The sequence below is a fragment of the Trinickia violacea genome, assembly GCF_005280735.1.
Classification (GTDB): domain Bacteria; phylum Pseudomonadota; class Gammaproteobacteria; order Burkholderiales; family Burkholderiaceae; genus Trinickia_A; species Trinickia_A violacea.
Genome location: NZ_CP040077.1, coordinates 232280 through 254600 on the forward strand (window position 1 = coordinate 232280; position 22321 = coordinate 254600).

General features: G+C 60.3%; 16 protein-coding genes and 1 pseudogene. 14 read left to right on the top strand and 3 right to left on the bottom strand.

Annotated elements, in window-relative coordinates; genetic code table 11:
• Positions 1 to 903 precede the first annotated feature (903 nt).
• Complete coding sequence (locus FAZ95_RS39710) at positions 904 to 1074, bottom strand: hypothetical protein (protein WP_217497417.1); 171 nt, start codon at positions 1072 to 1074, stop codon at positions 904 to 906.
• A gap of 123 nt (positions 1075 to 1197) precedes the next feature.
• The gene (locus tag FAZ95_RS01035; RefSeq protein WP_137330732.1) at positions 1198 to 1575 is read right to left on the bottom strand and encodes a hypothetical protein; all 378 of its coding nucleotides are present in this window, start codon (positions 1573 to 1575) and stop codon (positions 1198 to 1200) included.
• 314 nt (positions 1576 to 1889) lie between these two features.
• Between FAZ95_RS01035 and FAZ95_RS39830 the strand changes: the two are divergent.
• From FAZ95_RS39830 to FAZ95_RS01100, 13 genes and pseudogenes are all read left to right on the top strand, one after another.
• Positions 1890 to 2110: pseudogene (locus FAZ95_RS39830) on the top strand (DNA repair exonuclease); the annotation flags it as partial.
• 295 nt (positions 2111 to 2405) lie between these two features.
• Positions 2406 to 2720 carry an ATP-binding protein gene (locus FAZ95_RS39835; protein ID WP_254699775.1) on the top strand — a complete coding sequence of 105 codons (315 nt, stop codon included), beginning with the start codon at positions 2406 to 2408 and terminating at the stop codon, positions 2718 to 2720.
• A gap of 102 nt (positions 2721 to 2822) precedes the next feature.
• Positions 2823 to 3551 carry a hypothetical protein gene (locus FAZ95_RS01050; protein ID WP_137330733.1) on the top strand — a complete coding sequence of 243 codons (729 nt, stop codon included), beginning with the start codon at positions 2823 to 2825 and terminating at the stop codon, positions 3549 to 3551.
• Between the two features lie 232 nt (positions 3552 to 3783).
• Complete coding sequence (locus tag FAZ95_RS01055) at positions 3784 to 3990, top strand: hypothetical protein (protein ID WP_137330734.1); 207 nt, start codon at positions 3784 to 3786, stop codon at positions 3988 to 3990.
• Positions 3991 to 4647: 657 nt separating this feature from the next.
• Entirely contained in the window at positions 4648 to 5457 is an 810-nt protein-coding gene (locus FAZ95_RS01060) for an SIR2 family NAD-dependent protein deacylase (protein ID WP_137334377.1), read from the top strand.
• 198 nt (positions 5458 to 5655) lie between these two features.
• Entirely contained in the window at positions 5656 to 9258 is a 3603-nt protein-coding gene (gene recC, locus FAZ95_RS01065) for an exodeoxyribonuclease V subunit gamma (protein WP_254699776.1), read from the top strand.
• Positions 9255 to 13055 (top strand): exodeoxyribonuclease V subunit beta, encoded by a 3801-nt coding sequence (gene recB / locus FAZ95_RS01070; RefSeq protein ID WP_137330735.1) that lies wholly within the window; start codon positions 9255 to 9257, stop codon positions 13053 to 13055. The genes recC and recB overlap by 4 nt, the downstream gene beginning before the upstream one ends.
• On the top strand, positions 13055 to 15172 hold the full coding sequence (gene recD, locus FAZ95_RS01075) for an exodeoxyribonuclease V subunit alpha (RefSeq protein WP_137330736.1): 2118 nt from the start codon (positions 13055 to 13057) through the stop codon (positions 15170 to 15172). Before recB ends, recD begins: the two co-directional genes overlap by 1 nt.
• A gap of 34 nt (positions 15173 to 15206) precedes the next feature.
• Complete coding sequence (locus FAZ95_RS01080) at positions 15207 to 16760, top strand: hypothetical protein (protein WP_175425489.1); 1554 nt, start codon at positions 15207 to 15209, stop codon at positions 16758 to 16760.
• Between the two features lie 87 nt (positions 16761 to 16847).
• On the top strand, positions 16848 to 17252 hold the full coding sequence (locus FAZ95_RS01085; protein WP_254699777.1) for a hypothetical protein: 405 nt from the start codon (positions 16848 to 16850) through the stop codon (positions 17250 to 17252).
• A 20-nt stretch (positions 17253 to 17272) separates the two neighbouring features.
• Positions 17273 to 18091, top strand: a complete 819-nt coding sequence (locus FAZ95_RS01090) for an SIR2 family NAD-dependent protein deacylase (RefSeq protein ID WP_137330738.1) — start codon at positions 17273 to 17275, stop codon at positions 18089 to 18091.
• A 100-nt stretch (positions 18092 to 18191) separates the two neighbouring features.
• The gene (locus tag FAZ95_RS01095) at positions 18192 to 19211 is read left to right on the top strand and encodes a helix-turn-helix transcriptional regulator (protein ID WP_137330739.1); all 1020 of its coding nucleotides are present in this window, start codon (positions 18192 to 18194) and stop codon (positions 19209 to 19211) included.
• Between the two features lie 10 nt (positions 19212 to 19221).
• Positions 19222 to 20856: an ATP-binding domain-containing protein gene (locus FAZ95_RS01100; RefSeq protein WP_137330740.1), complete on the top strand. Its 1635-nt coding sequence runs from the start codon at positions 19222 to 19224 to the stop codon at positions 20854 to 20856.
• Positions 20857 to 20936: 80 nt separating this feature from the next.
• Here FAZ95_RS01100 and FAZ95_RS01105 read toward each other — a convergent pair whose 3' ends face one another.
• Positions 20937 to 21452, bottom strand: coding sequence for a hypothetical protein (locus FAZ95_RS01105; protein WP_137330741.1), 516 nt, complete (start codon positions 21450 to 21452; stop codon positions 20937 to 20939).
• A gap of 291 nt (positions 21453 to 21743) precedes the next feature.
• On the opposite strand from FAZ95_RS01105, the gene FAZ95_RS01110 reads away from it, so the two are divergent.
• Positions 21744 to 22307 carry a recombinase family protein gene (locus tag FAZ95_RS01110; RefSeq protein ID WP_137334379.1) on the top strand — a complete coding sequence of 188 codons (564 nt, stop codon included), beginning with the start codon at positions 21744 to 21746 and terminating at the stop codon, positions 22305 to 22307.
• Positions 22308 to 22321: the final 14 nt, after the last annotated feature.

The window sequence follows — 22321 nt, forward strand, 5'->3', positions numbered from 1 at the left end:
GGCCATTTCCCGCCGAAAGGGAGCGCAGCTGTCGTCCCTTTTCGTCATAGATGTAAACGAAACTACCCCGTTGCACTGCGCTGCCAATCGCCATTCCTGTTCTCCAGTCTGTACCGAAACTGCGCGACGTAGTTCCCTTTTACCACGCCACCACCGCACATTGTGTGAGTCGTTGCTTCGCGCTTGGCCGGCGGGTGTCGCCATGAGAGCCTGCGCCTGGTCCCAATCGGGGCGTTCACTAACGTGAACGCTATCCATTTAAGGGGCGACACCCGCGTCGAAAGTACAAAGAAATTGAGACAACTGGTGTCCCGATTGGATGGCAACGCAAGCACTTGGCACGCTAGCCGCTGCGGTCCGGAAATACACAATGTGACCGGCCGTTTCAGGACGTGTCCGGCGATTTCGGCAACGTAACCGAGCGGACGGGAAGACAGGATTGGCGTTGCTCATGACATCAACCACGCGAGCTGGCTGGCGGGCTTTTGCCGGAGAGCTGATGCCGGCGCATTAGATGAGCATGTGCAGGATCAAAGGGTCTAACAAGTCCAACGAAGACCGGGAAGTCCTTATCCCGCAAGGCTCCCGGCATTTTCTTGTCCAGACCTCTTCCACGTTTCGTGCAAGATCGTCCAACGTCCGCGCCTAGCATCCGGGCGCTCTTTGTAGCAGGATTACTGCGTGCCGGCGTTCAGGTACAGATGCGGCGCTCGAACTTGTCCGGAATGAACGCGACTGGAAAGCCAGCCGCAGGCCGAATGGACGATGCTTGGCAAGAGCTGAATGCTATCGCAACAAGAGGCAAGTTGCGAGGTGAACCCACCCGTACGGCTTGGCCGGTGGGACGGACCATTATTACTTTTCTGAGTGAATGCATTAATTTGGAGGGAGCGCCGTTTACGCTCATGGAATCTGAATGCTGCTCAAAGCTATCACCCCCAAAATGATAGCGGCCATAACTACAACGACAGCAAGAGTGCTTTTCAATAAATTCGCTGCAATGTGCCTTAAAACCCCTGTATTTCTGAACAGGATGGCGAGCAAAATAAGCGCGACAATCACAAATACGGGCATTCAATCCCCCTGTGGAGCCCCGTACACCACCGAACTAGTGGCGCCAGTATTTCTCCTGCTGTCGTATCACAGCAACCTCTACCCAGATGCCGCCGATATTGAGCACTCGACCCCACTCCCCGTTCAGGTGATGGGCATAAAGTTCGTGAAATAACCAGAAAACCGCATATCTCCGAGCGGATGAGTTTCCAAGTCGCGTACTTCATTCCAGCTTCCGTGCACGGCATGAGCGTCGGTCAGCAAGAGCCGACCTCCGTCGAGCGTAGCGATGACATTGTCCTCGTCCGACGCGAAATCATGATGCGATTCACGAAGAATGCAGAAAACGCTTACGTCAGTACGAGCATCCTCTTGCGTCGTCGTGTCAGTGTTGTCTGTATTCGCACCGCCAGACCTGTGGTAGTCAAAGAGGCTTCGCGCGGTCCGATAGCGAATCCAGTGCTCCGCCTGCGAAAGCCTCTTGTTCAGCATTCGAAGTGCCACCAGCTCAGATACGGTCATGTCGGCAAGTCGTCGACTGCAGTGTCCCAAAGCTGTCATCTTTCCCGGAGTCTCGATGTTCCATGACCCGCCCGATGAGCGTCGCCTTCTTCGCCGAATTCGGGCGACAGGGGAATTGTTCCGCAGAATCGGGACATTTCGCGTCCGGACAAGGCTTTAGTTTTCTGCGATACGGCCTGGGCTTTTCTATCGGGACGCAAGTTGTCCCAGCGGAAGATTTCGCTCGACGCTGAATCGAATTGGTTTCACTTAGAATTGGCGCTCGGTTGCCCCATTTGCACCGCAGCAGCCAATCGACATATCGAGGCGTCGACATGCGGTTCATTCACGCAGCGGATATCCGTCTGGATAGCCCACTTCATGTCTTGAGCCGCTATCCGGATGCGCCTGCGGTGATGCTGCGAAAGTTGACTCGCGAGGCCTTTTACGCCTTGGCGTCGACTTCGTGATTATCGCCGGGGACCTGCACGACGGAACCTGCCGGGACCACAATACCGGCATCTTCTCGTGTCAGGAGATGGGCCGCTTCCGTCAACGCGTGGCGAGATTGCAAACGAGCTTGCCGCGGGCCGCCAGCAGCTGGCGACCATTGTGGGTGGCGCAAACGCAGCGATCGCCGAGGTAAAGCGACAGGAGGCGCCCGCTGTCATGGCCGACGCGGCGGAACGCGTTGTCAAAGTGGAGACTGCTTCGACCTTACTGCGCTGGGCCTTCGGCCGTTACTGCGAACGTCGGCAGGGTCCGATGCTTTCTCTCGTGCGAGTGCGATCTTTTCAGAGCTGACGCTTGGGGCATTCGCGCGTCTCTCGGTCGACTACGATAGGCAGCCGATGGCCCTATCGGCGGTTCGCGCCAACGGTGAACGTGTGCAGATTTCAGGCATGAGCGAAGGTACGCGCGACCAGCTCTACATGGCACTTCGGCTTTCCGCACTGGAACTGCATTGTGAGCAGACGTCTCCGCTGCCGTTCGTTGCCGACGATCTTTTCATCTATTTCGACAACAAGCGCTCGCGTGCCGGTCTTCGCGTCCTGGCGGAAATCGCAACGCGTACGCAGGTGATCTTTCTTAGTCACCACGACCACATGGTCGATATCGTCAAGGAGATCTTCGGAACGGCGGCGAATATCCGGCATCTGGGGTAATTCGCGCATCGGGTGGTGGCAGGATTCAATCGAGACACAAAATGTCCGAATTGGATCGCACAATGGGGACCGCATCGTCCGACATTCAGGAAACTGGCACGCATGAACCAACTTTTTCTCAAACCCGGCGGACGACTGGAATACGTCAGGAGCGTCTTCAACGAAGACACGGAGAAGGCTGATGACGTTGCCATCGACGTAACCGAAAGTGCAGCTTCCTACCTGCTCGAACCCATCATATTCGAAGGCGAGATCCATGTACGCGACGTCTTCTTGTTGCTGGGCGCAAGCCCCGCGTTGCTCGAAGTATTCGCGCGACAGCACGCGATCGCGTACCTCGACGAAGCACGCAAGGGCAATGCGCGACCCTACACCGGCCAATACGATCCGAATGGCACTGAATATCTCGAACTGTTTTATGACTGGCAGGTTGCGTGTGAATGCGGACAACTTGACGGAACTCATCGGCTGTGGCTGCGCGGTGTCGGCTATGAATTGCAAGAGGACATCGAAGAGAGCAGCGGCTTCAAGTACAAGCGGGGAGCGCGGATTCATTGGAGTGTGATGTTTTCTCCGGTCGCTGACCTTTTGAATTTGCCACTGCGTGTCAATCCCGAGGTGTCCGTCACGCAATCCGATGGCGGTTACGAACGCATGAATCAGGCGCTGTACCGCTTCAATGTGACCCGACCGACACTGGCTCAGGTCATTCAAGGCCTGCTGTGGGAACTCTCCTTCGGTGGCGACCCTGAGCAGACTGATGAGATCGTCCAGGACCTGCTCGACGCGAGGAAGGAAATGGACCCGCTGGCCGGGCAGGACGAAACCTGAACGCCAGCGTTTTTTCGTTCTCGGCAACGGGCAGCGATTACAGGTCCGCAACGGGGCCTTTGGCTTTTGTCGGTCGATACCCTGGGCACTGATCTCAAGCTTGGGGGATGAAAGTCATCGGGACGCGAATTGTCCAGACTCCAGCCTATAGTCCCATTCTGACATCTGCCGGCGCAGCGCCGGGCTGTGATGCACGACACGAACGACTAGTCAACGCTACGAGGGGGCGCCCATGGCAATCGAATACCTGCGAGACGACCACTACCACATCATCGGCAGCATCGAAAATGGACCGGGCTGCAAGCAGATCGCACGTGACGCCCATTTCCATCGGGTTGGCGAGTACGATCCGAAATTCGATCAGACGCGTGACAGCAACTTCCGGATCGTGGGCACTGGCAATCAGCTTTCGGCCTTGATCTGGCGCACGGTCAAATAGCGCTGTCATGCAAGGAGTGCCCGTTGGCATGCCGCTTACATCAATGATTAAAGAATGCATGTGGCGTGCCGTAATTGAGCTGGAGCGGCCTGGGGCATGACGCCAGTCGCCCCGATTTTTAAATTCGCACTTCTCCGAAAGGATCGATATGGTGACCAATAACTCGCCCCTCGAAAGTCTCGCAGCATTCGCGATTGTCTTTGCCGCAGGTATTGTGTCGACGTGGGCGCTTGGAAAGTACGTCGAAAAGGTGCGTTGCGACGCGCAACACGCAGTAGTGTGTGCCGAATAGGCGGAGACGTTGCCACTGCTGCCCCCTTGTTGCTAAAACGCTGCGTCTATGCCATTTCCAGCCCGCCCGATGAAAATGACATGCCGCTCATGCGGCTGGCACCGTGTGTACAAGCAGCGCAGCGACGTATTGGTGCTGCCGAGCGCATGCCCGACGTGTGGCAGCGAGGACATGGTGCGGACCGTCGCGGGTCCGCTTGACGGTCCGGCAATGCTGCTCGACACCGCATTGCGCTGGATTAAGAGATTCCCGCACATGAAGCGGTAGCGACGGACCGCGACGCATTGATGGGACCATGCAGTCTGCGGCAGCACCGCAAACGGGGACGCGAGGGTTCGAACGTGACGAAAGAGCAACAACAGGCAATGCGGAAGGCTGTCGAATGGCTGCGCGAGGCAGACGGCCTGCTTGTGACCGCGGGCGCGGGAATGTGCGTGGATTCTGGGCTGCCCGATTTTCGCGGCAATGAAGGTTTGTGGCGCGCGTATCCCGCGCTGGGCGCGGCGCAGCGCAGTTTTCAGTCGATCGCGAATCCGGCCGCTTTCGACGAAGACCCCTCGCTTGCCTGGGGCTTTTACGGCCACCGCCTCAAGCTTTACCGCGAGGTTCAACCTCACGCAGGGTTCGCTGTGCTCAAGCGGTGGGCGGACGGCATGGAGCGCGGCGCGTTTGTCTTCACGAGCAATGTCGACGGGCAGTTCCAGCGCGCAGCCATAGCCGAAGACCGAGTCGCCGAATGCCACGGCTCGATTCACTTCCTTCAATGCAGTACGCCGTGCGGCTCGCACATCTGGCCTGCGACTGATTTCATCCCGCAGGTGGACGAGCAATCATGTCGTCTCATCGGTCCGGTGCCTCGCTGTCCCGAATGCGGCGGGGTCGCGCGCCCCAATATCCTTATGTTCTGGGACGCGGAATGGCTGTCCCGGCGGACGGATCAGCAGGAGTCACGTTTTGAGCACTGGATCGCGTCGGTGAGGCGACCCCTGATCGTCGAAGTCGGTGCGGGTACCGCACTGCCGACGGTGCGTCGCTTCAGCGAACGTCACGGGCCGCGCGTCATCCGCATCAATGCGCGCGAACCGCAGATTGATCCCGCATTCGGTATCGGTATCCAGGGCAGCGCTCTCGCGACGCTCACCGGGCTCGATCACATGCAACGCGCTCATCGATAATGACGGCGCACAGCGGGGCACGCGCGCTTACTCATCCTCAAACGCACATCAACGACAAGAACGAAATTCGGCCATGACGCCATCCGCGGACGTGCGTTCCACGACTCAACCCAAAACGACGCGTACGTCGAGAACGGACCTCGGCCACGCCTTAGCCGCGTGTGCAGAGTCACTTGGCGTGCACTTACGGAGCTTTCCTTGACCTCAAATTCCATTTCTCCGGGGCTGATGCTGATACACGGCAATCAATCCGAGCGGCTCCGCGATCTGCTTGTTGAATGGATGAAACGTTATCCACTCGCTCCGCTCGAGAGCGAGACGATACTGGTACAGAGCAACGGCATCGCGCAGTGGCTCAAACTCGCGCTTGCCGCCGACAGCGATCGCGTGAGTGGCGAGGGCGGCTGCGGCATCGCCGCCGCGCTCGAAATTTCGTTGCCGTCGAGCTTCATCTGGCAGGCGTATCGGGCGGTGCTGGGCGCATCGTCGGTGGCGGAAGATTCGCCATTTGACAAGTCGCGGCTCGTCTGGCGCCTGATGCGGATCTTGCCTGCAGTGGTCGATCGGCCGGTGTTCGAACCGCTCAGGCGCTTCATCAGTAACGACGACGACCGTCGCAAGCGTTTTCAGCTTGCGGAGCGCATAGCCGATCTGTTCGATCAGTACCAGATGTATCGCGCCGACTGGCTGGCAAGCTGGGCGCAGGGCGACGACGTTGTGCTTGACGCGCGCGGCGAACGTCATGCGTTGCCCGACGAACAGTGCTGGCAGGCGGCTCTCTGGCGCGAACTGGTCACCGACGTGGCGAACTCGAGGATTGGCGACGCGTCGCAGGAAATCTTGTCAAATGGCGGCCGTGCCGCGGTACACGACGCGTTCTTGCGACGGGTCAACGCATGGCAGAGCGACGAACGGCCAGCGGGACTACCGCGGCGAATCATCGTGTTCGGTATATCGAGCCTGCCGCGTCAGTCGCTGGAGGCGTTGGCTGCGCTTGCACGCTGGACTCAGGTGCTGATGTGCGTGCCGAATCCGTGCGCGCACTACTGGGCCGACATCGTCCCTGACAAGGAACTTCTGCGCGCTGAACATTCGCGCCAGCGGCGGCGAGAAGGCTCACCTGCTGAGCTGCACGCCGACGAGCTGCATCTGCACGCGCATCCGTTGCTTGCGTCGTGGGGCAAGCAGGGGCGCGACTTCATCGGCCTGCTCGACGAGTTCGACAGTGCCGAAGCGCGCGAGCGCTACCGCCCGCAGTTTGCGGGCATTGGTCAGCGTATCGATCTGTTCGAGGAACGCGACGCGCCCACACTTCTGCAGCAATTGCAGGACGACATCCGCGATCTGCGTCCGCTGCGCGAGACACGAGTCGAATGGCCTGCCGTCGATCCGGCGTGCGATGGTTCGATTCGTTTTCATGTTGCGCACAGTGCGCAGCGTGAAGTGGAGATCCTGCACGATCAGTTGCTCGCGGCGTTCAACGCGGACCCGAGCCTGCGGCCGCGCGACATTATCGTGATGGTGCCGGACATCGAGGCCTACGCGCCGAATATCCAGGCCGTCTTCGGGCTACTCGACCGGGACGATCCGCGCCACATCCCATATAGCGTCGCCGACCGCGGCCAGCGCAAGGCCGATCCGCTCGTCGGCGCGATCGAGACGCTGCTGGGCTTGCCGCATTCGCGTCTGACCATCAGTGATCTGCTCGACCTGCTCGACGTACCCGCGCTGCGCAAGCGTTTTGGCATCGACGAAGGCGACCTGCTGAAGCTGCGCGGGTGGATTCGGGGCGCGAACATCCGATGGGGGCTGCACGCGGAGCAGCGCGCAAGCGTCGGGTTGCCACTCGATGAAGACGCAGCTGCGCCGCACACGTGGGCGTTCGGCCTGCGACGGATGCTGCTTGGTTACGCTGTCGGCAGCGATGCGGGCGCATGGCGCGACGTCGAGCCGTTCGGCGAAGTGGGCGGACTCGATGCCGCGTTGCTCGGGCCTCTCATCAAGCTGATCGATGAACTCGACAACGCGTGGCGTACGCTGCGCGAGCCCGCGACAGTCCCTGAGTGGTGTGAGCGTCTGCGCGCACTGAAGAATGCCTTCTTCAGTAGCGACGACGCCGACGATGCCTACACGCTCGCCCGCCTCGACAACGTGCTGCACACTTGGCTCGACGCGTGTAACGAGGCGGGCTTGACAGACACTTTGCCGCTGTCAGTCGTCGGTGATTATTGGCTGACCCAGCTCGACGAAGGTGGGCTCTCGCAACGCTTCTTCGCGGGCGCGGTCACGTTCGCGACGCTGATGCCAATGCGCGCAATTCCCTTCCGTCGCGTGTACCTGCTTGGAATGAACGACGGTGACTATCCGCGTACGCGCGTGCCAATGGATTTCGATCTGATGCGCCGCCACTACCGGCCGGGCGATCGCTCACGTCGCGAGGACGATCGTTACCTTCTGCTCGAAGCCGTACTGTCGGCGCGCGATCATCTTCATGTGTCGTGGGTCGGGCGCAGTATCAACGACAACAGCGAACGTCCGCCCTCCGTGCTGATTGGTCAGCTTCGCGACCACCTGGCCGCCGGCTGGCGGCTCGCGGGCGCAACCGAGGTCGACCGTCATGCGCTACTCGAGGCCTTGACCGTCGAGCATCGCCTGCAGCCGTTCAGTGCCGAGTATTTCCCCGTCGATGCCAATGCGTCGCTGCTCTTCACCTATGCGGCCGAGTGGCGCACCGTACCGCCGGCGGCGAGGGAGCGCGCGCCCTCGGTGGACGCACCGCTGTCGGCCGTCGTGCGCGAGGAGCCACTGACGCTTCGAGAACTCACGGATTTCCTGAAGAACCCGGTCAAGGCGTTCTTCAGCCAGCGTCTGCGCGTCGCGCTCGACGCGGAGGAAGCCGCGAGCGACGATCAGGAGCCGTTCGAGCTCGATGCGCTTGAAAACTGGAAGTTGCAAGACGAGCTGATCCATGCGCAGGCCGCGCAAGTGCACGACGAAGCGGCAATAGTCGCCGCGCGTGAAGCGCGAATGGCCGTCATCCGTCGCCGGGGAGATGTGGCGACAGGTGGTTTCGGGGACCTCGCGAGCGAAAGGCTGCTCGAGCCGATGGACAAACTGTTCGAAGACTACCGGCAGCAACTCGCGCGTTGGCCTGTTGCAATCGAGCGCGAACAGGAGATCCGTTTTCAGACCGCTGGCCAGCATCAGCCGCTGGCGTTGGCCGATTGGCTCGGTCAATGGCGCGCCGATGCCGATGGCAATCAGTCGCGCGTCGTGCTGGAAACGAGCGCACTCGTTGAGGGGAGGGCGTATCGCTATCCCAAGCTGGTCGGTCCTTGGGTCCAGCATCTGGCGGCGAATCTCGCAGGTCGGTCAGTGACGACGGTGATCGTCAGCAAGAAGGGGACCGTCGAGTTGAAGCCGCTAAAGGATGGCGAGGCCGAGGCGCAACTCGCTACGTTGCTGCGCGCGTGCGAAGACGGCATGCGCAGACCGCTACCGCTAGCCTTGGAGTCGGCATACGAGTGGCTGTTCAAGAGCGGTGCCGCGGATGGCAATGGCGCGAAGTCCGAGCAGGCGCTAGAAGAGGCCGCGAGCGCAGCACGTTCGAAGTACGAGGGTGGCTTCAGCAGGGGCGAGGTTCAGAAGAGCGCGAGCTTGCGGCGCGCGTATCCCGACTTCAACGCTTTGTCCGCCAGCGGCGAGTTCGCTTTGCTCGCCGTGCTGCTGCTCGGGCCACTGGTCAGCGCAGTCAAGAAGAACGATAGGGCCGCGGCCAACGCGGCAGGAGTCAACGAATGAATTCGCCGACGTCCCCAGTGAACGCGATGCACACACCGCAGCCGCTCGACCCGCTCCGCTTTTTGCTGTCCGGCCGCAGCCTGATCGAAGCCAGCGCGGGCACCGGCAAGACCTTCACGATTGCGATGCTGTATGTGCGGCTGGTGTTGGGCCACGACCCGTCGAATGACGGCATGCGTCCTTTGACACCGCCTGAGATTCTCGTCGTGACCTTCACCGATGCCGCTACCAAGGAGCTGCGCGATCGTATCCGGGCGCGACTCACCGAAGCAGCAGCGTATTTTCAGGTCGAGCCGGACGCCGTGGAGCCTCTTGCGCCGGGCGAGGTGGACCTATTGCACGCTCTGCGAGGCGAATACCCGCCGCACGAGTGGCCCGCATGTGCGCGAAGGCTGCAACTCGCGGCCGAATGGATGGATGAAGCGGCTGTATCGACGATTCACGGCTGGTGTAACCGCATGCTGCGCGAACATGCATTCGATAGCGACAGCCTGTTCACTCAGACGCTCGAAACCGACCAGAGCGAGCTGCTGGCCGAAGTCGTGCGTGACTACTGGCGCACGTTTATGGCGCCGCTCGGCGCCGCGGACGCCGCAACGATTGCCGAGAGGGTGTCCGGCCCGCGAGACTTGCAGAAGAAGCTGCGCAATCTGATTGCTGTCGCGCCTCTGCTTTCGGACGCATCGGCACCTACTGCTGCGTTGGAAGAGGCGCGCGACAAACATGCCCGGGGCCTCGCCGAAATCAAGGCGCGGTGGCAGGTATGGCCCGTCGAAATGAAGGAATTGCTGGACGAGGCGCGGGCCGCTGGGCAGTACGTTGGAGCACATGTCGGGCAGGCCAACTGCGACCGCTGGCTGAAAGAGCTGAGCGCATGGGCCAATGATCCTCTGAAAATCGAGCCATCCCTGACCCCAACCGCATGGGGACGACTAACACCGGCGGAACTGGCGCAGTACTGCCAGCACGGCACGCCCCCCGCGCATCCCGGCTTCGACGCGCTCATGACGTTGCGCACGGAACTCGCCGCGCTGCCGACGGCCCACGGCGATGTCCTATCGCACGCTGCCCGATGGGTGGCCGAGCGCTTCTCCGCGGAGCAGGCGCGCCGCGCGCAGATGGGTTTCGACGATCTTCTGACGCGTCTCGACGCCGCGCTGCATGGCCCGAACGGCGAGCGACTTGCCGATATCATCCGCAGCCAGTTTCCGGTCGCGCTGATCGACGAGTTTCAGGACACGGACCCCGTCCAGTACCGCATTTTCAACGCCGTGTATCGTCTTGCCGATGAGCATGAGAAGAGCGCACTCATCCTGATCGGCGATCCCAAGCAGGCGATCTACGCGTTCCGCGGCGCGGACATCTATACCTACCTCGCCGCGCGGCGCTCGTGCGGCACGCAGCTTTACACGTTGGCGAAGAACTTCCGTTCGACCCACGCGATGGTCGAAGCGACAAACCATTGCTTCAATGTCGCCGAGCAGCGTAACGAAGGCGACGGCGCATTCCTCTTTCGCAGCGGCGACGGCAATCCTGTGCCGTTCATCAATGTAAGCGCACAAGGTCGTGACGATGCGTTCGTCGTCGACGGCGTACCGCTGCGCGCGCTGACGGCATGGTGGCTGCCGCCCGGCGACGACAACAAGCCGCTCGCCAAGACCGCATATATCGAGCAGATGGCAGCGAGCTGCGCGACCGAGATGGTGCGCCTGCTGAACCTCGGGCAACGCGGTACCGCCGGGTTTGTCGGCGACGACGGCCAGCGGCCGCTCCGTCCCGCCGACATGGCCGTGCTAGTCAACAATCGCCAGGAGGCCGACGCGATTCGCAAGGCGCTTGCGGCGCGCAACGTGCGCACTGTCTATCTATCTGACAAGGACTCGGTGTTTCAAAGCGCGCAGGCCGCCGAGCTGCAGCACTGGCTCGCCGCCTGCGCGGATCCGAATGATGGGCGGCTCGTGCGCACCGCGCTCGCGACTTCGACGCTCGGCCTTGGCTGGACTGAGCTCGACGCGCTGTATAGCAACGAAATGGCGTGGGAAGCGTGCGTGTTGCAATTCCGCGGCTATCGCGAATGCTGGCGCCGTCAGGGCGTGCTTCCGATGCTGCGTCGTCTCTTGAACGATTTTCGCGTTCCCGCGCGGCTCCTCGGCCTGCACGCGGACGGCGCGCAAAGCGTGCAAGGTGGCGAGCGGATCCTGACCGATGTGTTGCACCTGGCCGAGTTGCTGCAGCAGGCGAGCACGATGATTGAAGGCGAGCATGGCTTGATCCGCTATCTCGTCGAACAGCGCGAAGCGTCGGAAGACGGCAACGGCGGCGGCGACGTGCGTCAGATCCGGCTGGAAAGTGACGGCGACCTCGTCAAGGTTGTGACGATTCACAAGTCGAAGGGTCTCGAATATCCGCTCGTGTTTCTTCCGTTTGTGTGCGCGCATCGTCCAGCTGAAGCGAAAGACCTGCCACTCAAATGGCACGATGCGGACCGCATGCTACACGTCGCGCTTGCCGATGCAGACGGCGTGCTGCAAAAGGTCGACAACGAACGCCTCGGCGAAGACCTGCGCAAGCTCTACGTGGCGTTGACGCGCGCCCGTTACGCTACGTGGATCGGCATAGCGCCGCTCAAGGACCTTGAGCGCAGCGCGATCGGCTATCTGCTCAGCGGCAGGCAGCCCGTTGTAGCCGGCGAGTTGGAGCGCTGCCTGGAAAAGGGGCTCGGCGCATCGGCAAACATCGCGGTGATGCCAGCACCGGAATCTGGCGATGAACGGCTTGCACAGCAAGGAGCGGAGTTCCGCCACGGAAAGGCACGTGAGTCGGATTGCGTGGTGCGCGAACCATGGTGGGTGGCCAGCTATTCAAGCATGAAGACGATCGGCGGCGGCCAGCATGCCGCGCCGGACACGTCGAGTGAAGACGGGTTCATCGAGGCGCGGGACGCCGAAATCGAGATCGATGATGAGAAGGCCGCCTTGTTTGCGGAACCAGCACGCCGGGCTCCCGCGATGCAGTCGAACGCCCGCGCACTGCACGATTTTCCGCGCGGTTCGGACCAGGGCAGCTTCCTTCACGATATGCTCGAATGGGCCGCGAAACAAGGGTTCGACCAAGTCGCCACCGACGCCCAGTCGCTGCGCGAAGCGATCGCGCGTCGTTGCAGTGTTCGCGGCTGGGAGCGCTGGATCACGCCGTTGACCGAATGGGTCCAGCAGATCGTATCGACGCCGCTGGTGCTGAACGAGGGGCACGGCATCAGGGCTACGTCGATCAAGCTGTCCGAGCTACGGACCTCGATCGCCGAGATGGAGTTCTGGCTTGCGGTGCATCGCGTCGATACGGCAGCGATTGACCAGCTGGTGCGCGAGTACACGCTCGCCCGGGCAGAGCGCCCGGCGCTCGAATCGGCGCAGCTGAACGGCATGCTGAAAGGCTTTATGGACCTCGTGTTTGAACACGAGGGCCGCTATTACGTCGCAGACTACAAGTCAAACTGGCTCGGGTCCGATGACGAGGCGTATACCGCGGAGGCGATGTGCGCGCAAATTCTTCGGTCGCGCTATGACCTGCAGTACGTGCTGTATCTGCTCGCGCTGCACAGGCTTCTCAAGGCGCGACAGCCCGACTACGACTACGACAAGCACATCGGCGGCGCGGTCTATCTGTTCCTGCGGGGACTGAATGCATCGACGCAGGGCGTGTACGCCGAGCGGCCGCCACGTGAACTGATCGAACGGCTGGACGCACTATTTGCGGGCGACACCGACGCCCAGCTAGCTGATATGGAGGAAGCGTGATGGCAACCCTTTCGGATACGTCCGTCGCCGTGCCCCACGGCCCGGGAAGCTTTGGGCAGATCACGAGGCTACTCGCGGGCTGGGTAGAACGCGGATGGTTGCGCGAAATCGATGCCGCGTTCGCCGGATTTATCGCGCGCGAGGTGCCGGATGCACACGAGCTGCTAATCCTCGCCGCAGCCCTTGCAAGCCATCAGTTGGGTCGCGGCCATGTCTGCCTCGATCTTGCCGCGACGCTCGCCAATCCCTCCGTCGTGCTGTCGCTGCCACCCGATGGGCTTGCCGTGCAGGAAGTCGATGACCTCGATGTCATGGTCGCGCTGCCGTCGCAAGTGCTCGCGGACGTCACGCTGGAGCGCTGGCAGGCGGCGCTCACTCATCAGGAGATCGTTGGCGACGGGCCAGGTGAGACGCCGCTGGTGCTGACCGGCACTCGGCTCTATTTGCGGCGCTACTGGCAATACGAACAGAACGTATGCCGCGAGATTGGTCGGCGCCTCGAAGCGTCGGTGAAACTTGAAAGCGCGTTGCAAGGCGGTGGATTGAGTCAAGCGCTCGACACGCTTTTCCCGCCGCGCGCGACGGATGCCGATGCGAAGCCCGACTGGCAGAAGCTCGCTTGCGCGCTGGCGGTGCGCAGTGCGTTTAGCATAATCACAGGCGGCCCCGGCACTGGCAAGACGACGACCGTCGTAAAGCTGCTTGCGTTGCTGCAATCACTGGCACTCGAGACCAGCAAGGATGGACGCCCGCTGCGCATTCGCCTCGCGGCGCCCACTGGTAAGGCCGCCGCGCGCCTCAACGAGTCGATTGCGGGTGCTGTCGCGCGTCTACCGCTCGATGCTTTCGCTCAAGCCGAGGCGATACGCGCCGCGATTCCGGTGGTCGTTACGACGCTGCATCGTCTGCTCGGCACGCGCCCGGACTCACGGCGCTTCAGACATCACGCAGGCAACCCGCTGTCGCTCGACGTGCTCGTCATTGACGAAGCGTCGATGGTCGATCTGGAGATGATGAACGCGGTGCTCGATGCGCTGCCGGAGCGCGCTCGCCTGATTCTGCTCGGTGACAAGGACCAGCTCGCGTCGGTGGAAGCGGGCGCCGTGCTTGGCGAGTTGTGTCAGCGCGCGAGTAAGGGGAACTACATGCCGGAGACGCAGGCTTGGCTGCAGCAGACAACGGGCGAGCAGATCGATCCGACGCTCATCGATGCGACCGGAAGCGCGCTCGATCAGGCGATTGTGATGCTGCGGCATAGCCATCGTTTCTCTGCGGACAGCGGGATTGGCAAACTGGCTGAAGCAGTCAACAAAGGCGAGCCGAAAGACGTCGCCGACGTATGGGCGCATGGCTATGCCGATCTCGCGCTGCTCGAGTGCTCGGAGAAGAACGATACGGTGCTTAAGGCACTCATCGTCGACGGCGTGGTGCGCGATGCCGTGAACGTTCGCGGCCCTTCCGAGAGTGTGCGGCAAGGCTATCGGCACTATCTGAAAACGCTGCGTGACAAACATCCGTCGCACGACGCAAATCAAGAAGCGTTCGATGCGTGGGCGAGGGTCGTGCTGGGCGCGCATGGCAAGTTCCAGCTGTTATGCGCGCTCCGGCGTGGCGCGTGGGGCGTTGAAGGATTGAATCGGCGCATCGCGCGTCTGCTTCAGGAGGAGCGTCTGATTAACGCGACGGGCGAGTGGTATCTCGGGCGCCCGGTTCTCGTCACGCGTAACGACTACGAACTCGGGCTCATGAACGGCGACATCGGCATCACTCTTGAGCTGCCTGCGGCAAACGGCAGCTGGAGTCTGCGCGTCGCTTTTGCAGCGGGTGATGGGTCACACCGGATCAAGTGGGTGCTGCCTAGCCGTCTGCAAGCTGTTGAAACTGTCTTCGCGCTGACGGTGCACAAGTCGCAAGGCTCGGAGTTCACGCACGCCGCTCTGGTGTTGCCTGACTCGCTCAGTCCCGTGCTCACGCGTGAGCTTGTCTACACGGGCATTACCCGGGCGCGCAGCTTTCTGACTATCGCCAGCGTTGGTGGCAAGTCGATCGTCGAACAGGCCGTAAAGGCGCGCGTGCTGCGGGCAAGTGGCCTGTCGGCCGGCTTCGAGTCGCAGTGAACGTTTTGAACCTATGGAAAAGGGAGCTCGATTGATGGACCGGAAGGCGTTTCTCGCTCAGTCCCACGTGACGGGCTTTATTGCATGGCTAGTAGATCGTTTGCCGACGCTGCCAGTTTCGCTGCGTTTTTTGCGTAGCAAGTTCGTTCCCGACGGAATCGACGTACAGGTGGAAGGCATCGAATCAGTCCACTCGCACTACTGCTGGAGGACAAGCTGGATCGATCGGAGAACTGGTCAAGCGATCGAGTCCGACAATTGGGAGAGCACGCGGATGTCGCTTGAACAATTGAGCGCCTGGCTGCGTGCTAGCGTGGCAAGCGGCGACGAACAGGCCGCAGGCGCGGCGGCGCGCGAAGTGCTGCGCTGGGGTGGTGTGCGTGGGGCGATTCCGTTCATCGAATCGAAGGTCCGGCAGAATGCGCTTTGCAGATATTTGGGGGAGCTTGCGTCGCTGTTCACACTTGATGGTCAGCATCGGCTCGACGCATTGCATGCAGGCAACGTGCAGCGCTTCGATGCGGGGCTGACCAAGGTCCATGCGCTGCTCGACGTGACGGGCTCACCGATTTATGACAGTCGAGTCGGCGCGGCATTGGCGATGCTCTATGAATTGTTTCGGCGCGACGCCGAGCGCGACGGCATTCGACATGGCCGGCTTAGTTTCCCGTCCGGGCAGGCGCGCGGACTCCAGATTCGCGACCCCGGCGACTTCGGCTTTGCCCCCGCGCCGCAGTTCTACACGAATGAAGTTGCCCGGGAGGACTGGGCGCGCTGGCAATTGCGCGCGGGCTGGATCATTCGCGCAGTGCTTGAGGAGACGACATTGTTCGTAAGTGAGCGCGCTGGCGAAGCCGTGAGCCATATCGCTGCACGGTGCCACGCATTCGAAGCGGCGCTATTTATGCTCGGATATGACCTTCGATGCCTGATCGGCGATCGCGTGGCTCCGGTTGCCAAGGATGTCGACGGTCCACCACTGGATCCCGAGGGAGGTGGAAACTGGGTGCCCACAAGCCATCCGTTTAGCACCGTGCTGAGCGTGTATAACGAATATCGTGAGACATTGCCGGCCGATCCGGGTGCCGATGGTTTTGCGAACTGGCTACGGACGCTTCCGGAGGAGGAGCGCTGTCTCGGCCTCAAGAGGAATTTTCGGAGCTATACCTATCCATTTCGGGAGCGCGAGTTCAACCTCTTCGACCGTTCACCGGATGAGATTCGGCTGATCGAACAAGGTGGTGAAGATGGACTGTACGCGGCGAACAATGGTGAGCGGGAATTTATTGCCGGGGACGAGCGTGAAAAAGTCTGCCTGGTCTGTGCGGGGCTGGCCGGCTACTGCCAGCAAATTGAAGCGACGCCCGCTGCACGCAAGAATCGCCTCACCAAAAAAGCGTTTGCCGGGACAGAGAAATCAGCGAGCACGCTGTTATCGGTTGGCCGAAGCGTCGGCAGGCATTTCGGCTTGCTGGATGACAACGACAACCCTACAGCACTTTTCCACAGGTTCTTTGGCGATGATTTCAGCGATTTTCGTGATCGGCTTGGCATCGACCGGGATGGTCGCGACACGGACCCACGCTAATCGTTTGAGCGATGCCGGGACAGAAAACGTCCGTTCCGTCTGACGGAATCGTGGTCCATCCATTCCCTCAACGCGGCCATGCCCCAAATGATCGAACATATCGACGCCATCGCGCGTCGAAAGCAGCGCGACGCACTGTTCGTGACGTTCTTCGACGACCCGTCGGGTGAGCGTTCGCCCTACCGCTGGGTCGACCATCCCGCGAGAGCGACCATCATCGCGTGGCTTGACGCGCACGGTTACGCCTGGGAACCCTGCGGAGAAGTCGCAGATGAACGAGTCATGCGAAGCTATCGCGGGTCGATCTACATCGATGCTCCATTCGATCGCGGCGATTCGTTGTATCGCGAACTCGAAGCGTTCCTCGAATATCCGGACGGTTCGTTGCGTCTGCCCCATATGCGCTTCCTAGTAATCGGCCTTGAATACGCCCAAGAAAATGCTCACCACGACGAGCCGGGCTTTTGGGAGCGTTGGGCCGAAGATTTCTGAATGCACGGAGAGCAACGACAATGAACGATAACCCCGAAATTAGGCGTGCGGCAGATTGGGTCCGTAGCGCCGACGGTATTGTAATTGCGGCCGGTGCGGGCATGAGTGTGGATTCCGGTCTGCCGGACTTTCGCGGCACCGGCGGCCTGTGGACGTCGCTTCTGCCTGCCGGCATGACCGAGTGGGATGTTGGTTCTCTGACACAGGGTGAATGCTTCATAGACAAACCTGTTGACGCATGGCGCTTCTACGGACGCGCGCTGCAGGTATGTCGACAGGTCGCACCGCACGCCGGCTACGCGATGCTCCGGCGTTGGGCAGAGCGCGCGAGCCGCGGCGCATTCGTTTTCACGAGCAACGTCGATGGTCACTTTCAGGCGGCCGGCTTCGACGAAGCGCGAATTGTCGAATGTCACGGTACGATCAACTTCATGCAATGTGCCGAACCGTGCAGCGACGCAATCTGGGTGTCGGGCAGCGTCATGGATGGCGTTGATATCGATACCCTTACGCCTTCCGATTTGCCGCGCTGCCAGCATTGTGGCCGTCTCGCGCGTCCGAACTTTTTGATGTTTGATGACACGTCTTGGATCGGTACAAGAACGTCGCTGCAGTGGGAACGCCTGCGTACCTGGCTCGGCACAGTCGCCAAACCAGTGGTGATAGAGCTGGGCGCAGGAACTGTGGTGCTGAGCGTGCGTATGTTTTCTGAGTCCGTTCGCGGGGCGCTGATTCGTATCAACCTCTCGGAATGTGCGGTAGTGGGAGACGGCGTCGGTATTCGAGGCTCGGCGCTCCAAATACTGAGTGCGATCGATGAGGTAATGCGCAAAGCCTGAGTGTCAGCTAATGGGCCCGTAGCGATAGACCTCGATTAAAGAAGCCTTTAAAAACTGCCGATAAATTAGCGATTTTCCACAAAACGGGAATTTTCATTCAATGTCTGAGATCGACCGCGAAATCATGCGCGTGCTTCCCGATGGGGGCACGCAAGGCGAGTACATTAGCACCCCGGAGATTCACCGACGTCTGCTAAAGACAGTGCTCGACACGCCTTCATCAAAGACGGTTTACCGCCATCTTGAGAAGCTTGAGCAGGAAGGACTCGTCGAGATGGATCACCGCGGAACAGCGTCGGTGTGGCGAAGGAGGGCAGGCGCAAGCGGCATGGCGGCCAAGGCGGGGTCCATGATGACTTTCGACGAAGCCCTCGCACTGCAGACGCTAAGACGTTTTTCGTCGCGCCAGATTCCGGAGCTGGTGGCCGAGTCACTCTCCGCAATGTTTGATATTGCAGAAGCGCGCCTTCAAAAGATAAACAACGAAACGGAGCGGAAATACTCTCGCTGGGCGAGCAAGGTTGCAGTGGAGGGAGGTGGCTTCACACTACTCTACCCGATCATCGATCGTGATCTGTTCGCAACCGTATCGAGAGCGCTTTTCGAAGAGCGCAAGCTCGAGATTGTGTACAGGCCCCGGAACAACGCCGACAACGATCGTTCGAGGGTCATTCTGCCTCTCGGGCTAGTCGAAGTCGGTGGCCTGGTCTATCTGGTAGGGGGCACTGAAGGCAAGCCCGATCCGACAATGTACCGTATGGACCGCCTTTGGAGCGCCGAAGCGATGCTCGAGTCATTCGTCTATCCTTCGTCGTTCTCGCTTGACGCGTACGTCAAGCAGCAACGTCGGTTCGATTTTATGGTCGAGAAGGAGGTGCCGCTCAAGCTGAAATTCATCGAAGGTGCTGGCGATCATTTGCTCGAAGCACCAATGTCGACGGATCAAAAGAGCACACGCAAAGATGATGCGCTCTACGTGCAAGGGACCGTTATGCTCAGCCAGAGACTGCGCTGGTGGTTGCGCTCCTTTGGGCCAAACGTGGAGGTGCTGGGACCCGCGAACCTTCGCGCGGAGCTTACCGAGGAAGCGCACTCGCTTGCCAAGACTTACAGCAAATAGTTGACTTCGAATGGCTCAGATATTCCCAAGCGGATGGAACGATCAACTGGTAAGCGCGTCTGCCCAGCGGGAGATCGAGACGCTCAAGCTCTTGCAAGGGGGGCTGCCCGACACGTACGTCGTGTACCACGGCGTTCATTGGACGCAATTGAACAAAGGGTTTTCGATTTTCGGCGAAGCCGATTTCGTAGTGATCAGTCCGTCGGGGCGCGCGCTCGTCATCGAACAGAAATCGGGGGGGCTGGAAGAGACGCCCGATGGTCTAACGAAAGTCTATTTAGGCAAGACCAAGAGTGTTTCAGCTCAAATCGCAAGGACGATTGGCGGGATGCAGGGCCGCTTCAAGGCGGCATTTGGTGCACAGAACTACAAGCTCGAGGAGATGTTGTACTGTCCCGACTATCGGGTGAAATTTCCGGCCATATCTGGCGTCAATCCGGCGAGGATCGTTGACGCGACGCGCTGTGGGAATCTAGTCTCGATTATCGAGGCGATCTTGCCCCCTGACGAGCCGCCGCTGCCTTGTCTCGATCGCATTCACGCTTTTCTCGCTGATGAGCTTTCGCTTACCCCCGACGTTAGGGCGATGATCGGAGAAGTATCGAAATTCGTGACGCGGGTATCTGGGGGGCTTGCGACCTGGGCGCGTTCCATCGAGTTCAAGCCGTTCAGGTTGCGGGTGATTGGAACGGCAGGTTCGGGCAAGACACAGCTTGCGATCCGGGTTCTGGATGACGCCGTCAAAGCCGGGCAACGAGCATTGTATTTGTGCTACAACCGGCCGCTCGCCGATCACCTTCGACGCATCGCGCCGGCTGATTCGACGGTATTCACGTATCACCAGCTCTGCCAGCACGTAGCGACGCGTACGGGCGACGCGATTGATTTCGCCGATCCCAGCGCATTCGATACGCTTGAACACGCGTTGCTCGAGTGGCAGCCTGGCGATACGGATCGGTTCGATACGATCGTCGTCGACGAAGGGCAGGACTTCCGCCAGGAATGGGTGTCGCCGATCGAACGACTGTTGCGAGAGCACGGTCGATTCTGGTGGCTGGAAGACCCGATGCAGAATCTGTACATGCGCAAGAGCGTCGAGCTTCCGGACTGGGTGGAAGTGCGGGCAATGTCAAATTACAGAAGTCCTCGCGACGTGGTTCGTTTCATTGGAATGCTCGCAGGCACGCCGATGAAAATCGACGCGGCTGGACCGTACGACGCGTCGGATATTGGCATGATCACCTATGAGGGCAACAGCGCAGCGCAGGCAACGAAAGAAGCAGTGGCACAGGCGATTGCTGCGGGCTTTCAATCCACAGAAATTGCACTCCTGACGTTCAATGGCCGTGAAAAGTCGCTGTTTTCGGTGCTGGACCGACTAGGGTCGTACGCCCTGCGCAGCTTCGCGGGCGCCTATGACGCGAGCGGCGAACCAGTTTATCGTGACGGCGATATCACGTTCGAATCCGTATATCGCTTCAAGGGGCAAAGCGCGCCCTGTGTCATCCTGACCGAAGTGGATTTCGAGCAATTTGATGAGGCAATATTGCGGCGCCTCTTTGTGGGCGCGACACGGGCGACGATGAAACTGATTGTCGTGATGTCGGGTCGCGCGGCGGCGCGGCTGCTGGAGCGAGTCAGCTGAGGACCGCATCGTATCGATCTGCACGCGCGCGGCTTCGATAGAGGTGGGTGCGACACGCAAGCCGAAACCTGAGCTGGCACTCAGTCAACGTCAAGTTTCTGCGCGATCATCGAGAGCAGATCGCGTCGCACCGCGCCCGCTTCCATGAGATGAGTAGAGGACGCCGCAATCAAATGGGCAAGCCGGCCAAGTGCGACCCGCGGCGACAACCTGCCGGCTACCGCCCAATGTCCTGCGCGCGCGCGGGGCAACTGACGTTCATTGCCAGAGAACAAGACCAAATCAGTACGGCCCTCCGATAGCGACCGCATCAATGCGTAGTTGGCACCCGCGCAGTTCCAGCAAAATGCACTACCGGTCGCTCGTGACGGTTTGACGACGTGGACAACGATATCGGCGTCACTCGCAAGCTTTTCACGCAAGATCGCCCACGTGATCAAACCGTTCAGTCGAGGCAACTCGCCCATCCATGACTGAAAATGCGACTCTTCGAATCCCCAAAGCCTCAACGCGACGCGCAGCGTTTGCCGATCGTTATGTTCAGCGCGGTTGCACTGTGTTTCGTCAGTAAAATTCGTGCTCGTCGACTTTTCCATGGACCTCTCGTGCTCCCCATTCTTGTCTGAGTGATCAGTCTGCCCGGGCTTTGAGTCAAACCATGTCCCGAACTTAAGGCGCTACCTGACCCGAGTTAAGACATACATTGTCCGATTCGCCAACTACTGTCTCGTCCAATTCCTTGGCGGTCGAAGTGAGGATAGCTGTGCATCAGGAACTAGTTGTTGCTTCAACTTAGCGGGCAACTAGGCGCCGAATGATAGGAAAGAGCTGGTGCCTCCATTTAAGTCCGGTCGGCTGGCCTGATCGTGCAACACACACTTAGAAGAATGAGAATTGGATACGCGAGAGTTTCTACGGATGATCAAAACCTTGATTTGCAACTTGCGGCGTTGAAGGCAGCAGGATGCGATCACGTATTCACTGATCAGGGAATCTCAGGCGCGAAATTTTGTCGACCGGGTCTCGAGCGAGCAATGGCCGCGCTGTCGCAAGGTGACACGCTGGTCGTCTGGCGCCTGGATCGCCTCGGTCGATCGCTTAGCAAGCTTATTGAGCTAGTCGACGATCTTGGAGCCAAGTGTATTCAATTCGCTTCACTCACCGAGTCAATCGATACAACATCACCGGGCGGAACGCTGCTGTTCCACATCATGGCTGCACTGGCTCAATTTGAACGCTCGCTCATCGGAGAGAGAACGCGCGCGGGCATGCTCGCTGCCAAGGCACGTGGGCAGCATGTCGGGAGACGGCGCTCCATGAGCGAAAGCGAGTGCCTGGAAGCGCGTCGACTTCTGACCGATCACTCGACGGACGTTGTCGCTCAACACTTTGAAGTTCATCCGCGTACGTTGCTTCGTAGCGTGCGCAGATATGCTCTCGATGCTCAATAGCACCGTCTCGCGTG